Below are 14,305 nucleotides of genomic sequence, written 5' to 3' on the forward strand. Positions count from 1 at the left end.
AGGTCTGAGTCATGCCTGTGATAACCAATATTGAAGACCTCAGGCGCATTTACGAGCGTCGCGTGCCGCGGATGTTCTACGACTACGCTGAAAGCGGCAGTTGGACGGAACAAACATTCCGCGAAAACAGTTCCGATTTTGAAAAGATCCGCCTGCGTCAGCGGGTTGCCGTTGATATGTCCGGGCGTTCAACTGCCTCGGAAATGATCGGCCAGAAGGTGTCGATGCCGGTCGCGTTGGCCCCGGTCGGGTTGACGGGGATGCAGCATGCGGACGGAGAGATGAAGGCCGCCAAAGCCGCAGAGGATTTTGGTGTTCCCTTTACCCTTTCCACAATGTCGATCAACTCGATCGAAGACGTGGCCGAGCACACCGACAAGCCGTTCTGGTTTCAGCTCTACACGATGAAGGACGCCGACTATGTCAGCCGTCTGATCCAGCGGGCCAAGGACGCCGGGTGTTCGGCGCTGGTGATTACGTTGGATCTGCAAATTCTTGGCCAACGGCACAAAGACTTGAAAAACGGCCTGTCCGCACCACCCAAGCTGACCGCAAAGACCATCGCGAACCTGTTGACCAAATGGGCCTGGGGCATTGAAATGCTGCGGGCCAAGCGGCGCGAGTTCGGCAATATAGTGGGACATGTGCAAGGTATCTCGGACGCGTCTTCACTGGGAGCCTGGACCGCTGAACAGTTCGACCCCACCCTCGACTGGAGTAAAGTCGAAAAACTGATTGAACAGTGGGGCGGAAAGGTGATCCTGAAAGGGATACTCGACGCGGAAGATGCCAAAATGGCTGCCAAGCTGGGAGCGGATGCCATTGTCGTGTCGAACCATGGCGGGCGTCAGCTGGATGGTGCGCTCAGCTCGATCCGGGTATTGCCCGAAATCATGGACGCTGTCGGCAATGATGTCGAAGTGCACCTGGACAGTGGTATCCGCTCGGGTCAGGACGTGCTCAAGGCATTGGCGCTGGGGGCCACGGGGACGTATATCGGCCGCGCATTTGTTTATGGGTTGGGCGCCATGGGTCAGAAAGGCGTCACCACCGCGCTGGAAGTGATTCAGAAGGAACTTGATACAACAATGGCGCTGTGCGGTGAAAAAACCGTTAGCGCGCTGGGGGCGCACAATCTTCTGGTACCAGAAGATTTTGGTGGTCGTTGGCAAGGCTGAGCCTGCGGGAGATTTGGGGCTCTGCCCCCGCCGCCCGTTCCGGGCGTCTCCCCCGGGATATTTGTGGCCAGATGAAGCAGCGGACCCTTCACTGATCTGTCGAAGAACACTTCGGAGCGCGCGGCTGAGCCCCACAAAAGGGCAAGCTGTGAATTACCCCTTTCCAAACCGGATGAATCGAGATAAGGACGCGGCTTCACGCGGGTATACAGCCTTGGAGGATACCCGCCCTAACATTGGAGAATTATCATGGCTGGAGAGATTCCTGATCTCGTAGCTCTGGAACGGACGGGGACAGGCAAGGGCGCCGCTCGCAAAACACGCCGCGAAGGCATGGTTCCGGGCGTTGTGTTTGGCGGCGACAAAGATCCGCTGCCGATTCAGATTCCGTTCAACGAACTGTTCAAGCGCCTGAAGGCCGGTCGCTTCAAGTCGACCCTGTGGAACCTGAAGGTCGAAGGCCATGAAGACGTTCGCGTCATCTGCCGCGATGTTCAGCGTGATGTCGTCAAAGACCTGCCGACCCATCTGGACCTGATGCGCCTGCGCCGGACCACCAAGATCGCGCTGTACATTCCGGTTGAGTTCATCAACGAAGATGAAGCCCCCGGCATCAAGAAGGGCGGCGTTCTGACCGTTGTCCGCCCGGAAGTCGAGCTGTTGTGCACCGCAGGTGACATTCCTGAGAAGATCACCGTTGATGTGGCCGGAATGAACATCAACGACGTCGTCACCATTTCGTCGGTTGACCTGCCCGAAGGCACCAAGCCGACCATCGACCGCGACTTCGTGATCGCGAACGTCTCGGCACCGACCGGTCTGTCCACGAGCGACGACGAAGAAGGTGAAGAAGCGGAAGTTGCAGTCGACGAAGTCGAAGTCGTCGGCAAAGAAGAAGAATAAATCCGGATCAAACGTCTGGATTTTGAAACGGGGTTCTGACGAGCCCCGTTTTTTTTTGGTCAACACGCGCAGCGCTGGCTGGATTTCCATGGCAATTCCGGGCATCACATAGCCTCGAGGCTACAGAGGCGGAGCATGGTCATGAAACTCTTTGTCGGATTGGGAAACCCGGGGCAGAAATACGCCCGAAACCGGCACAATATCGGGTTCATGGCTGTGGAGCGGATTGCGAAAGATCATGGGTTTGGCCCATGGAAATCCAAGTTTCAGGGCGAAATCTCGGAAGGGCGGTTAGGGTCTGAAAAAATCCTTTTGCTGAAACCGCAGACCTTCATGAACCGGTCCGGTCAATCCGTGGGTGAAGCGATGCGTTTCTACAAGCTCGAGTCCACAGATGTAGTCGTGTTCCATGACGAGTTGGACCTCGCCCCAGGCAAAGTGCGGGTAAAGGCGGGTGGTGGGCACGCTGGGCATAATGGTCTGCGTTCGATCCACGACCATATAGGCGCAGCCTATGACCGTGTCCGGCTTGGGATCGGACATCCGGGCCGCAAGGAAATGGTCTCGGCTTATGTTCTGAGCGACTTTGCGAAAGCCGAGAGTGACTGGCTGGACGACGTTCTTCGGGGTGTTTCGGACGGCGCGCCCCATCTGGCCCAGGATGATGGTGGAAAATTCATGAACGCGGTGGCCCTGCGCACTGCTCCGCCCCGGTCGTCCAAGACGGCGGCTCCGAAAGCTGAAACCGCATCTAAGGCACCTCCGAAGCCACCGGCCGACGAACGGTCGGCCATGCAGAAACTGTTGGACAAGTTCAAATAGCGCCCCGCCCTCTTTCCGTTACGTCGGCGTTGCGAAAGTGGGATGTCCGCGTTCCAATACACGCAAACAAGGGAGGCTATGCGATGCGGTCCATACTGAAGTGGGTTCTGCGCATTGTGCTGGCGCTGGCTTTGGCCGCCGCTGCCGTTGGGCTTTGGAAACGCGAAGAGTTACAGCGCCTGATGGCGGTGAACTCTCTGTTTGCCGAGGACAAGATCGTTCACAACTTTTCGCATATGGATGAAGCCTTTCTGACCGTGGATCTGCCGCGTGGAAACGCCCCAACATGGGAACTGCCCTACGGCGAAGGTTTCGATCTTCCGGAAGGCACCGACACTTGGATCAATGAACGCTCGGTCACTTCTTTGCTTATCATGCAGAACGGCAAGATCCGGTTCGAGGAATACTATCTGGGCACCGGTCCCGATGATCGTCGGATTTCGTGGTCAGTGGCAAAAAGTTATCTGTCGGCGCTTTTCGGCATTCTCCTGCAAGAGGGCGCAATCGATTCATTGGATGATCCCGTCGTCAAATACGCCCCCAAACTTGCAGGCAGCGCATATGACAGGGCGACAATTCGGAACGTTCTGAACATGGCCAGCGGCGTCACGTTTGGCGAAGATTATCTGGACCCAAAATCTGACATCAACAGGATGGGCCGTGTGATTGCCCTGGGCGGTGAACTGGACGATTTTGCAGCCTCATTGCAGGACAGTTTCGCGCCCCCCGGTGAAACCTGGCAATACGTTTCCATAGACACGCATGTATTGGGCATGGTGATACGCGGGGCGACCGGTCGCAGTGTCGCGGATCTTTTGACGGAGAAAATCCTTCAGCCCCTGGGCCTTGAGCGTGACGGGTACTATGTCACTGACGGCGCTGGTGTCGCCTTTGTTCTGGGCGGATTGAATTTCACGACACGTGACTTTGCACGGTTCGGGCAAATGATCCTGCAAGATGGGAAATTGAGCGGCCGGCAAGTGGTGCCCGCCGACTGGATATTCGAGGCAACTCAACCCAGCGCCCCGACCGCTCAGGGGAAGATTGGATATGGGTACCAGTGGTGGATCCCGCGCGGCGCCCATGAGGGAGAGTTTCTGGCCCGGGGCGTGTATGGGCAATACATCTATTTCAACCAACCTCGCGGCGTTCTGATTGTGTCTACCGGCGCTGATCGGAAATTCCGCGACACTGGCGTAAACGACCAGAATATCGAAATGTTCCGCAAGATCGCAGAAAGCCTGTAAGGTGTGTTCATGCAGAAACAAGACAGTATCAATGTACTCGGCGGCGTTCTGGCGCCCTGCTCACGCGATCCTCTGACCGGGTTCTTTCGGGATGGTGCGTGCAATACCTGCCCCGAGGATCAGGGCAGCCATACCGTTTGTGCCGTGATGACGGCCGAGTTTCTGGCATTCTCGAAATATGTCGGCAATGATCTGAGCACGGCTCGGCCCGAATTCGATTTCCCGGGCCTCAAGCCCGGTGACAGCTGGTGTCTGTGTGCCGGCCGGTTCCTACAGGCCCATGACGAAGGATGCGCGCCAAAGGTTCACCTGGAGGCGACCCATCAACGCGCGCTCGAGATTGTGCCGCTTGATATCTTGCTTCAGAACAAGGCGAATGCCTGAAAGCCATTGCGCCCGGGGCGAGACGTGATCCGCGATCCAGTTTCGCCCCAAGGTCAGAATGCCATTTGCCAGATCAGGCTGATGCTGTAGTTTTCGAAACCGCTTTCACCAATGCCATCGTAGAACACGTTTGCTGCAAGCAAGCTGTTGTTTTCCAGCCGGTAGTCCAGGCCCAGATCCGCGCGGGCACGGGCGGTATCGCCAATCGGTGTCACGCCCGGGGCGGTCCCGGTACCCGAAGTCGTGCTCCAAATCCCAGAAAGCCCACCCGTCAGCATCATCTCTCCTCGTGACACTTGCAACGGGTGACTGAAATCGACACCCAACCGTGCCGTCGTCAAACTGAAATCCTGCTGTGGAATCAGATTGCCCAGGCTGTCGGTATAAGCTTTCTGATCGTCGCTGGCATAACTTACGTCCAGCAAAGGCATCAATGTCAGGGCGCCACGCTTTATCTCACCGGTTACGCGCGACTGGACCAGCCAACGGTCACTGTCGAAACTGTCCTCGTAGGTGCCAAACGGAGAGATGTTGTTGTCGGCCTGACCATAAAGAACGCGCCCTTCAAGAAACACCGAATGATTGGGCAATTTTGCCACCACATAAGGACCAACCAGCCAGCCCGTACCGTCCACGCTGGCCGGGCCGTTTTCCGTTTCGGCATAGTCGAACTGAAGCATGGCACCGATCAACAGGTTCGAATTGATCTGGCGATGAGCCCCGACAACTGCCAGTGCATAGGAGTTGTCAAAATCATCCTGCGAACTCCAGTTGCCGGTCACACTGAACCAGACGGGCCGCGCCGGATCACTGGCGAAATTCAGATACCCCGAGCCCTGCGTGACCGAAGCGTCCAGTATACCCGACCCCGAACCTTGCAGAAACTGGGTCAGTTTCGGCTGGTTCGTCACAAGGCTGTTGGCCCGGGCGTTCTGGAACGCCTGAATCTGACGTTGGGCATTTGTCACGGCCTGAAGCGTGCTGACCCTGTTTGACTCAAGGTTCAGATTCCCAGCCGCGTCCGAGAACACCCCTGCCGGAATGAAAAGCTCGATGGTACCGTTGTTCTGGGGCGTCAAAGTGGCGACATAGCTGGTGCCGGACCCGGTCAGAGTAGCCGTTGCATTGGTGACGGACAGGTCGCCCACGGTGAAATCGGTGCTTGGTTCGCTGAGGGTAATGCTTGCTTGAAACGTTCCGCTGCCGGTCGGCGTCAAGGCCCCGATCGTTGCAGTTGGCTGTGTCGTATCCACCAGAACGCGCGTGTTGACGATTTGGGTGTTCGTTACACCGGACAACGCGATCTCATAGCGATAAAGCGGCCCTCCAACGGTTTCGCGCGCGGTGAACGTAATCCCCATGTACCCGTCTGCCGCATATGTGGAATCCGCGCCATCCTGACTGAGAATGGTTGCGCCGATATAGCCAAGGGAAGCAAGGCCAGCGGGCGTGATCGCACTCTGGTTCAAAATGCCGTTGTTGAAATAGAAACTGCCGCCGGGAACCTGCCCCGACCCCCCCAGAGAAACAAAGGCCGTGCCGGTAAATGGGATATTGTTGAAAAAGATGCTTCCCCCGTTCGGCGTCGGAACCGAGGTTATGATGAAGCCGCCACCAAGAGCCGCACCCTCTTTCGCGCTTCCGATCATGAGTGCTGAAATCAGAAAACAGAGGCACAACAGCCTCGAAATAACGGACCTAACCATTTTACCTCCTACAACACCGCGAGGGCGCTAAACACCAGGGCGCCCGGGCAAAGACACTGTGCCCCGAACCACGTCATCCATTGTCCCATCCATTGCAGAGACGTCCCCTGAACCGGCCGCAACTACGCCAGTTACCCAATAGTTAATTCAATTTGGAGACACTGTATAGAATTGGAAGCAACTCAACTTTGGCGTGCGGGCCACATGGCCATGCATAAACCGCAAGGCAAAGGCGAAAAATGCCGGAAAGCACTTCGAAGCACGTTGTTTTCAGGGAGTCTTCTCGGCAAGACGTCACAACAAGCCGTGACTTTGCAAGTCATATGCTCAAGATATGCCGGATACAGACCCTCGGCTTTGACGGGATATTCGCAACAATCTCGGGCAGGGGTCGCAACTGGCAGTTGTTGGGAAACAAATGCAGGCACAATGATCGAGGTTTCACAGCAGCCGGCGATTCCTCGGGCTTCTGTGTTGTCCTTACATGCGCATTGGCGGCGGCCCTTTTTGCAGGGCAACCTGATTTCGGCGGACATGTCACATGTTTGACTATCCCGCCTGTCCTGCCTTGGAATTATTGCTTTCAGGTCTGCTTGAGCCATCGACCCCAAGACAGAGCAACCGGGACATGCCGCCCCGGTTCACACTCAGTCCGCCGTACGGCCTTCGGTGTCTGACATATCGAAGTTCAGATATTTGGCTACGGTCTGAACGTCCTTGTCTCCACGACCGCACATGTTCATGCAGATCAGGTGATCCTTGGGCAATTCCGGTGCGATCTTCATCACATGGGCCAAAGCGTGGCTTGGTTCCAGCGCCGGGATGATCCCCTCGGTTGCGCAGCACAGCTGGAACGCCTCGAGCGCTTCCTTGTCGGTGATCGAGACGTAATTCGCGCGTCCAATTTCGTGCAGCCAGGAATGCTCGGGCCCGATGCCCGGATAGTCCAGCCCGGCCGAGATCGAATAGCCTTCAAGAATCTGGCCATCGTCATCCTGCAACAGATAGGTCCGGTTGCCGTGCAGCACGCCCGGCCGACCGCCGGTCAGCGAGGCGCAATGCTCCATTTTCTCGTTCACACCTTTTCCGCCCGCCTCGACGCCTATGATGTTGACGTCCTTGTCGTCGAGGAAGGGATAGAACAGACCCATCGCGTTCGAACCGCCGCCGATTGCCGCGATGATCGTATCCGGCAAACGGCCTTCAGCCTTCATCATCTGCTCTTTCGCTTCCTTGCCGATGATCGACTGGAAATCGCGGACCATTGCCGGATAGGGGTGCGGTCCAGCCACGGTGCCGATGCAGTAGAACGTGTCGCGCACATTAGTCACCCAGTCACGCAGCGCGTCATTCATCGCATCCTTGAGCGTCCCACGACCCGAGGTCACAGGGATCACCTCGGCCCCAAGAAGACGCATGCGGAATACGTTCGGAGCTTGCCGCTGCACGTCGTGCGCCCCCATATAGACAATGCATTTCAAGCCAAACTTGGCACATACGGTGGCGGTGGCCACGCCGTGCTGCCCTGCCCCGGTTTCAGCAATGATCCGGGTCTTGCCCATACGCCGCGCCAGAATGATCTGACCCAGCACGTTGTTGATCTTGTGCGCGCCGGTGTGGTTCAGCTCGTCACGCTTCAGATAGATCTTGGCACCCCCCAGATGCTCGGTCAGGCGTTCCGCAAAATACAGCGGCGAAGGACGACCCACATAGTTTGCCCACAGGTCATCCATTTCGGCCCAGAACGTCGGATCATCTTTGGCCTTGTTGTATTCCTCTTCCAGCGACAGGATCAGCGGCATCAGAGTTTCACTGACAAAACGCCCGCCGAAGATGCCGAAACGTCCCTGTTCGTCAGGGCCGGACATGAAGGAATTGAAAAGATCGTTGGCCATGGGTGTCTCCCTCGTCGTATCTGTTGTTCATAGGTGGTGGCAGCGGGATTTGCCATGGGCAAAACGCATCATTCCACAACCTGCGTGTTTTGACGCCAGACCTGAATCGCCTGTTCCGGCGAGGGCACACCAATGCACGGAAAATGATGAAACCTGTTCACATCCGCCAAACGATCGGCTGCCAACACGGCACGCCTGTGGGGGCCGGATTGGGAAAATGTCAGCATTGCTTCAATGTCTTGCCAGACACTGAATGAAAAATAGATGCCATCCTGCCTGAACAAGTCAGCGTGCAGGCACAATGGGTCGCCTTGCGCCTGCCGACAGGCCTGTCCCGCGCGCCAGAAAAACTCCGGCGCATGGTACCAATGTTTCAAGGAAACGCCCCCGATTGCTGCGAGCATGCTCAACCCCTCTGTTTCGAGGGATACGCAACAAGATCTTTTTCAGATCACCTGAGAGCCGATGCAAAGTCGCGGATCAGGGCCGCATCTTTCACACCCGGCGCGCTTTCGACACCGGATGACACATCCACCTGCTGGGCACCTGTCATCCGGACAGCTTCGGCAACGTTCAGGGGTGTCAGGCCACCGGCCAGCATCCAGGGTCGCCGCCAGTATTTCCGTCCGGCCAACAGCCGCCAGTCAAAAGCCAACCCGTTGCCGCCCGGCAATTCAGCCTCTCTGGGCGGTTTCGCATCGATCAGCAGTTGATCGGCCACCTCCGAGTAAAGATCGATGGCCGCCAGGTCCTCGGCCTCGGCCACTCCTATGGCTTTCATCACCGGCAAACCAAATCGCTCGCGAATTTCGGAAACCCGTTCGGGCAATTCCTTGCCATGCAGTTGAAGCATATCAAGCGGTACAGTCGAAACGATGCCGTCCAATTCTTCGTCAGTGGCATTCACCACCAAAGCCACCTTGGCAACGCCAATTGGGACCAGATGCGCCAGTTCTGCGGCCCGCGAAACATCCAGATTGCGTGGCGATTTCGGAAAGAAAACGAACCCAACATAGCCTGCCCCGGCGTCTGCCGCAGCGCGCACGTGATCCGGTGCGGTCAGACCGCAGATTTTGAACCGAACATCAGGCATATCGGTCAGGCTCAGCTCGTCTCATCCAGAATGGCAAGCACGTCGTCCTTGCCTTCGTTTTGCTTTTTCTTGAGTTTCTTGACTTCGCGCTCAAGCTTGCGCACTTCGGTTTTCTTCACTGTCGCGTCGCGGCGGTGCTTGTGTTCCCGCAGCCATTCCCACAGGAAACCAATAACCAATCCTGCTGCAACACCCCCTAAAACCACCAGAAACAGCGGCAGTGACGCGCTGAGGTTAAAACCCAGAAGCTCGGCCAGAGCATCCGGCATCAGTTTCAGTTCAACGGACTGAACATTGGCAAGAGACACGGAAATCAGGATGATCCCGAGAGCCGCCAGAAAAGCATATCGAAGGTAACGCATCATGGTGTCAGGCTTTACCGTTCAATCGATCCCTGAGCAACTTGCCAGTTTTGAAAAACGGTACACACTTTTCTTCGACCTGCACTGTCTCGCCCGTGCGCGGGTTGCGCCCAACACGTGCGTCGCGTTTCTTCACGGAAAAGGCACCAAAGCCCCGCAGTTCGACACGGTCACCGCGCGCCATGGCGTCTGTGACTTCTTCGAATACGGTGTTCACGATCCGCTCGACATCACGCTGATAGAGATGCGGGTTTTCGTCAGCGATTTTCTGAATCAATTCTGAACGGATCATGCGTGATACCCTCCCAGGCAGCCGGTGTGACAGGTCTACTGTTTTGACAGTATAGGAAAAAACCCGGAAGGGGGGAACGGATACTCTGAGTTTTGAGGCTTTATTTTGCCACATTCTCGCGCGAAATTTTATCTGTCAGGCCAATTTCCACACTTAATGCGCGATCAATCCCCTTATTAACCCTGCGGTTCGGAACATATTGATTCGCAACAAAAACGGCCCCGCACTGTCGTGCGGAGCCGAAATTCATGCTTGGGATACTGCCTTGGCTCAGTCGCCGGATTTCAACGCTGCACCCAGGATATCGCCCAGCGATGCGCCCGAATCGGAAGAACCGTACTGTTCCACGGCCTCTTTCTCTTCGGCGATCTCGCGCGCCTTGATCGACAGGCCCAGACGACGGGTCTTGCTGTCGACGTTGGTGACGCGGACGTCGACCTTGTCACCGACCGAGAAACGCTCGGGGCGCTGTTCGGCACGATCACGCGACAGATCCGAACGACGGATGAACGACTTCATGCCTTCGTATTCGACCTCGATGCCGCCATCTTCGATCGCGGTGACTTCGACAGTGATCACCGAGCCACGCTTCACGCCACCCACGGCTTCGGCGAACTTGTCACCGCCCAGGGCTTTGATCGACAGCGAGATACGCTCTTTTTCGACGTCAACTTCCGAGACAACCGCCTGAACGACATCGCCCTTGCGGTAGTTCTGGATCGCATCCTCGCCACGCTCGTCCCAGGACAGGTCGGACAGGTGAACCATGCCGTCGATGTCGCCTTCGAGGCCAATGAACAGACCGAATTCGGTGATGTTCTTGACTTCGCCTTCGACCTCGGTGCCCTCGGGGTGTGTTTCTGCAAACACTTCCCACGGGTTGCGCTGAGTCTGCTTCAGGCCCAGAGACACGCGACGCTTGGCGCCGTCGATTTCCAGAACCATGACGTCGACTTCCTGGCTGGTCGAAACGATCTTGCCGGGGTGGACGTTTTTCTTGGTCCAGGACATCTCGGACACGTGCACCAGACCTTCGACACCGGCTTCCAGCTCGACGAACGCGCCGTAGTCGGTGATATTGGTGACGCGACCCTGATGGACCGAGCCCAGCGGGTATTTCGCAGCAACCAGATCCCACGGATCCTCCTGCAGCTGCTTCATGCCCAGGCTGATGCGGTGGGTCTCTTTGTTGATCTTGATGACCTGAACCTTGATGGTTTCGCCGATCGTCAGGATCTCGGACGGGTGGTTCACACGGCGCCATGCCATGTCGGTGACGTGCAGCAGGCCGTCAACGCCGCCCAGGTCAACAAATGCGCCGTATTCGGTGATGTTCTTGACGACACCCTCGACGGTCTGACCTTCGGACAGGTTGCCGATAACTTCGGCACGCTGTTCGGCACGCGATTCTTCCAGGATAGCGCGGCGCGAAACAACGATGTTGCCACGGCGGCGGTCCATTTTCAGAATCTGGAACGGCTGCTTCAGACCCATCAGCGGGCCGGCGTCGCGCACGGGGCGCACGTCAACCTGCGAGCCGGGCAGGAACGCAACTGCGCCACCCAGATCGACGGTGAAGCCACCTTTGACGCGACCAAAGATTGCACCTTCGACGCGCTGGTCGTCGGCATATGCTTTTTCCAGACGGTCCCATGCCTCTTCACGGCGGGCCATCTCGCGCGAGATGACGGCTTCGCCACGGGCGTTTTCTGCGGCACGCAGGTAAACTTCGACCTCGTCGCCTACAGCGATTTCAGGGGCTTCGCCGGGATTTGCGAATTCTTTCAGATCAACGCGGCCTTCCATTTTGTAGCCTACGTCGATGATGGCTTGGCCGGCTTCGATCGCCAGAACCTTGCCTTTGACAACAGACCCCTCTTCGGGTGTGTCCATTTCGAAGCTTTCATTCAGGAGGGCTTCGAATTCCTCCATGGATGCGTTAGCCATGTGGCGTTGTTTTCCTTTACAATACGTTTTTGCTGGCCGAGCGGTTGTCTCCGCCGGTCTTGTTTCATGATGTCTTCAGGCGTGATCCGGTGCGCCCCTGAGCAAACAAACACAAAGGGCCGAGGTAACTCGGCCCTGCTCAGAAACGTCATCCGGACGTTGACCGCCCTTGTATCGACAGCGCGCGTATAGGCGGATTCCCCGGTATGTGCAAGGGCAAAGCCCATATTTTCAAGGTTTGGCGGCTCTGTACCCAGGCGCGTTGCCGGTTTTGAAGGTCCAAACCCCGGCATCGCGCCGCAGCATGGCCTGTTCAATTGCGTCCAGTCGCATCAACGCTGCGGATGGGTTGCGCGCACCTCCGGCCCGGTTCCAGATTTTTTGCGCAGAAACGGGGCTCCACGGCAAGCTTGCCGAGGCCAACCACAGGCGCAGCCCTGACGGCAGAGAGTCGTAGACCTGCATAGGCGCCGCCTGTCGTCTCCGACGTTTGAGGGTACTCCGCAAGTTCCGACCCCTTGTTTGCCCTTGTTTCTTATGTTGTTGCAATACGGTCCCCTTTCGCAATGTGTATGTAATTACATTACATATCAACAAAGCACACGGAAGTAAAAAAAACGGGGAGTTTGCACCCCGCCTTTCCTGCAAACACTCCCTGCGCGACGGGCAGGAAGCAGTCAGAACAGTTGCAGATCCTTTTTGCCGCTTTGGATTTCAGCAAAGTTCGGCATGTTCTCGATGACAACAGGGGCTGGCGCCGTGCCCGGCATCGCCACTGTAGGCTTCATTGCCGCCGCCATTCCAAAGGCAGGTTGATCAAGTTCCCCCCGGATATCGCGCAACAGTGTTTTGTGATCCGGCATGGATTTAACGATCTTCGCCAGATCCATTTTCGCGTTCTTCATACCCTGGAACCAAATCGGTTTCTTCAACGGTCGAAGACGATCACGGATGCCTGAACCATAGCCCGTATCATAAACCTGTTTGCCCAAAAGAACGGTCTGATAAACGCGGCTGTCAAACAAAGTGGCGAACTCGATATCGTGATCCATCGGCAGGCGATACTGCCACAAGTCAAGATTTTCGGCCAACCGATCCGGTATCTTCATCTCGGTGCGCGCATCGATCCAGTATTGGTCATCGGTACGGTTGCCCAACCGATAGTGCAAACAGATGAATTCCAGTACCTCGTTATAAAGCTTGTCCATCTGTCGATTGTATCTGTCCCTCAGCGAAGGCTCGATGTCTCGCGTGGGCAAATGCTCGGCGAACCAGCGTATCGCATGGTCAATCATATGGATCGCCGTGCTTTCCAGCGGTTCAATGAACCCGCCGGACAGGCCTATGGCCACGCAATTCTTGACCCAGGCATTGCGCACGCGACCGACGCGCATCGGGATCACGCGCGGTGTCAAACCTTTGCCGCTGTCACCCAGCCACTCAAGGTATTCGTCCGCTGCCTGATCATCCGTGCGGTGTGCCGACGAATAGACATATCCTGTGCCCACACGGTTAAAAAGCGGCACGCGCCACGTCCAACCTGCGCCCAAGGCAGTGGATCTGGTGGCGCTTTCGATCTTGTCAGGATCCGGATGCTCGATCTGCAACGCCATGGCCCGATCATTGGGCAGGTAGTCAGAGTAATCCAAAAATGGCTCGCCAAGTGCCTTGTTGATGATCAGCCCACGGAACCCGGTGCAATCCACGACCATCTCAATGTCATGGCGGCCTTTTGCTTCGAGCATGAGATGACTGACATTGCCCTGTTCATCCAACTCGACCGTTTGCACCTCATCCCGGATATGCTCCACTCCGCGCTTCGTGCAGACCCTGGTCAGCATGCCTGCAAACTTTACGGCATCCAGATGATAGGCATAACCAAACCGTTGTTCGAATTCCGGCTGCCCCAACTGACGCGCGCCCTTACACAAACGGGCCAGATCATCATGCGGCGATATGGACTGCGTGAAATCCCTGTCGCCATTGCCGAAGCGCAGGAAATACTCGGCGGCCTCCAGCCCCTCAAGCATCTGGCCGTGCGCAAAGGGGTTCATGTAGTCGATGCGATTGCCCTTGGCGTCATTGTTCCAATTGCAGAACTTCACACCCAGCTTGAAGGACGCGTTGGTCTCCCGAAAGAAACTCCGCTCTGAAATACCCGCCTGACGCAGCGTGACAGGCATCCGCGGAACCGTGGCCTCACCCACCCCCACGGTCGAGATGTTCGGGCTTTCGATCAAGCAGATTTGCGGTCGATCCTTGGGCGTTGACGTGCGGGAAAACACCATGTCCAGGATCAGCGCGGTCATCCATCCAGCCGTACCGCCACCCACGATGGTGATTTTGTTCAAACGATTGTTCATGTAATTTTGTCCCTGTTGGCTTGGGAATTTTTTGCTGCGCCCCTGTTTTTTTTGCAGGTTGTGTCGCAGCTTTCCCTTTTCGCTGGGAAGAAACTATAACAGCTTTCCTGAAT

Annotated in this window: 14 protein-coding genes; 5 read left to right on the forward strand and 9 right to left on the reverse strand. The window is 56.7% G+C overall.

What is annotated here, in order from left to right; all coding sequences use genetic code 11:
* Positions 1-11 precede the first annotated feature (11 nt).
* The 5 genes from GOW31_RS14190 (at position 12) to GOW31_RS14210 (ending at position 4,534) form a co-directional block, all read left to right on the forward strand.
* On the forward strand, positions 12-1,178 hold the full coding sequence (locus GOW31_RS14190) for an alpha-hydroxy acid oxidase (RefSeq protein WP_171170903.1): 1,167 nt from the start codon (positions 12-14) through the stop codon (positions 1,176-1,178).
* Positions 1,179-1,427: 249 nt separating this feature from the next.
* The gene (locus tag GOW31_RS14195; RefSeq protein WP_171117427.1) at positions 1,428-2,081 is read left to right on the forward strand and encodes a 50S ribosomal protein L25/general stress protein Ctc; all 654 of its coding nucleotides are present in this window, start codon (positions 1,428-1,430) and stop codon (positions 2,079-2,081) included.
* Between the two features lie 141 nt (positions 2,082-2,222).
* The gene (gene pth / locus GOW31_RS14200; protein ID WP_171170905.1) at positions 2,223-2,903 is read left to right on the forward strand and encodes an aminoacyl-tRNA hydrolase; all 681 of its coding nucleotides are present in this window, start codon (positions 2,223-2,225) and stop codon (positions 2,901-2,903) included.
* 83 nt (positions 2,904-2,986) lie between these two features.
* Positions 2,987-4,150 carry a serine hydrolase gene (locus GOW31_RS14205; protein WP_171170907.1) on the forward strand — a complete coding sequence of 388 codons (1,164 nt, stop codon included), beginning with the start codon at positions 2,987-2,989 and terminating at the stop codon, positions 4,148-4,150.
* A gap of 9 nt (positions 4,151-4,159) precedes the next feature.
* The gene (locus GOW31_RS14210; RefSeq protein WP_171117420.1) at positions 4,160-4,534 is read left to right on the forward strand and encodes a DUF2237 family protein; all 375 of its coding nucleotides are present in this window, start codon (positions 4,160-4,162) and stop codon (positions 4,532-4,534) included.
* Positions 4,535-4,587: 53 nt separating this feature from the next.
* Here the strand turns inward: GOW31_RS14210 and GOW31_RS14215 are convergent, their stop codons facing one another.
* From GOW31_RS14215 to GOW31_RS14255, 9 genes are all read right to left on the reverse strand, one after another.
* On the reverse strand, positions 4,588-6,183 hold the full coding sequence (locus tag GOW31_RS14215; protein WP_171170909.1) for an Ig-like domain-containing protein: 1,596 nt from the start codon (positions 6,181-6,183) through the stop codon (positions 4,588-4,590).
* 704 nt (positions 6,184-6,887) lie between these two features.
* Positions 6,888-8,135, reverse strand: a complete 1,248-nt coding sequence (gene trpB, locus GOW31_RS14220) for a tryptophan synthase subunit beta (protein WP_171170912.1) — start codon at positions 8,133-8,135, stop codon at positions 6,888-6,890.
* Between the two features lie 68 nt (positions 8,136-8,203).
* Positions 8,204-8,362: a hypothetical protein gene (locus tag GOW31_RS14225; RefSeq protein ID WP_171170914.1), complete on the reverse strand. Its 159-nt coding sequence runs from the start codon at positions 8,360-8,362 to the stop codon at positions 8,204-8,206.
* A gap of 224 nt (positions 8,363-8,586) precedes the next feature.
* Positions 8,587-9,228, reverse strand: a complete 642-nt coding sequence (locus GOW31_RS14230) for a phosphoribosylanthranilate isomerase (RefSeq protein WP_171170916.1) — start codon at positions 9,226-9,228, stop codon at positions 8,587-8,589.
* A gap of 11 nt (positions 9,229-9,239) precedes the next feature.
* Positions 9,240-9,590 (reverse strand): lipopolysaccharide assembly protein LapA domain-containing protein, encoded by a 351-nt coding sequence (locus GOW31_RS14235; protein WP_171170918.1) that lies wholly within the window; start codon positions 9,588-9,590, stop codon positions 9,240-9,242.
* Positions 9,591-9,597: 7 nt separating this feature from the next.
* Positions 9,598-9,882 carry an integration host factor subunit beta gene (gene ihfB, locus GOW31_RS14240; RefSeq protein WP_050603110.1) on the reverse strand — a complete coding sequence of 95 codons (285 nt, stop codon included), beginning with the start codon at positions 9,880-9,882 and terminating at the stop codon, positions 9,598-9,600.
* Between the two features lie 270 nt (positions 9,883-10,152).
* Positions 10,153-11,829, reverse strand: a complete 1,677-nt coding sequence (gene rpsA / locus GOW31_RS14245; protein ID WP_068337749.1) for a 30S ribosomal protein S1 — start codon at positions 11,827-11,829, stop codon at positions 10,153-10,155.
* Between the two features lie 231 nt (positions 11,830-12,060).
* The gene (locus GOW31_RS14250) at positions 12,061-12,477 is read right to left on the reverse strand and encodes a DUF6525 family protein (RefSeq protein ID WP_371813768.1); all 417 of its coding nucleotides are present in this window, start codon (positions 12,475-12,477) and stop codon (positions 12,061-12,063) included.
* Positions 12,478-12,506: 29 nt separating this feature from the next.
* On the reverse strand, positions 12,507-14,192 hold the full coding sequence (locus tag GOW31_RS14255; RefSeq protein ID WP_171170920.1) for a tryptophan halogenase family protein: 1,686 nt from the start codon (positions 14,190-14,192) through the stop codon (positions 12,507-12,509).
* Positions 14,193-14,305 lie beyond the last annotated feature (113 nt).

It is taken from the genome of Ruegeria sp. HKCCA0370, assembly GCF_013033705.1.
In the GTDB taxonomy this organism is placed as follows: Bacteria; Pseudomonadota; Alphaproteobacteria; order Rhodobacterales; family Rhodobacteraceae; genus Ruegeria.

Bases quoted from the DNA above. Each gene is read 5' to 3' on its own strand.
- GOW31_RS14190 (WP_171170903.1), top strand. From the start codon at position 12: ATGCCTGTGATAACCAATATTGAAGACCTCAGGCGCATTTACGAGCGT.
- GOW31_RS14195 (WP_171117427.1), top strand. From the start codon at position 1,428: ATGGCTGGAGAGATTCCTGATCTCGTAGCTCTGGAACGGACGGGGACA.
- pth (WP_171170905.1), top strand. From the start codon at position 2,223: ATGAAACTCTTTGTCGGATTGGGAAACCCGGGGCAGAAATACGCCCGA.
- GOW31_RS14205 (WP_171170907.1), top strand. From the start codon at position 2,987: ATGCGGTCCATACTGAAGTGGGTTCTGCGCATTGTGCTGGCGCTGGCT.
- GOW31_RS14210 (WP_171117420.1), top strand. From the start codon at position 4,160: ATGCAGAAACAAGACAGTATCAATGTACTCGGCGGCGTTCTGGCGCCC.
- GOW31_RS14215 (WP_171170909.1), bottom strand. From the start codon at position 6,183: ATGATCGGAAGCGCGAAAGAGGGTGCGGCTCTTGGTGGCGGCTTCATC.
- trpB (WP_171170912.1), bottom strand. From the start codon at position 8,135: ATGGCCAACGATCTTTTCAATTCCTTCATGTCCGGCCCTGACGAACAG.
- GOW31_RS14225 (WP_171170914.1), bottom strand. From the start codon at position 8,362: ATGCTGACATTTTCCCAATCCGGCCCCCACAGGCGTGCCGTGTTGGCA.
- GOW31_RS14230 (WP_171170916.1), bottom strand. From the start codon at position 9,228: ATGCCTGATGTTCGGTTCAAAATCTGCGGTCTGACCGCACCGGATCAC.
- GOW31_RS14235 (WP_171170918.1), bottom strand. From the start codon at position 9,590: ATGCGTTACCTTCGATATGCTTTTCTGGCGGCTCTCGGGATCATCCTG.
- ihfB (WP_050603110.1), bottom strand. From the start codon at position 9,882: ATGATCCGTTCAGAATTGATTCAGAAAATCGCTGACGAAAACCCGCAT.
- rpsA (WP_068337749.1), bottom strand. From the start codon at position 11,829: ATGGCTAACGCATCCATGGAGGAATTCGAAGCCCTCCTGAATGAAAGC.
- GOW31_RS14255 (WP_171170920.1), bottom strand. From the start codon at position 14,192: ATGAACAATCGTTTGAACAAAATCACCATCGTGGGTGGCGGTACGGCT.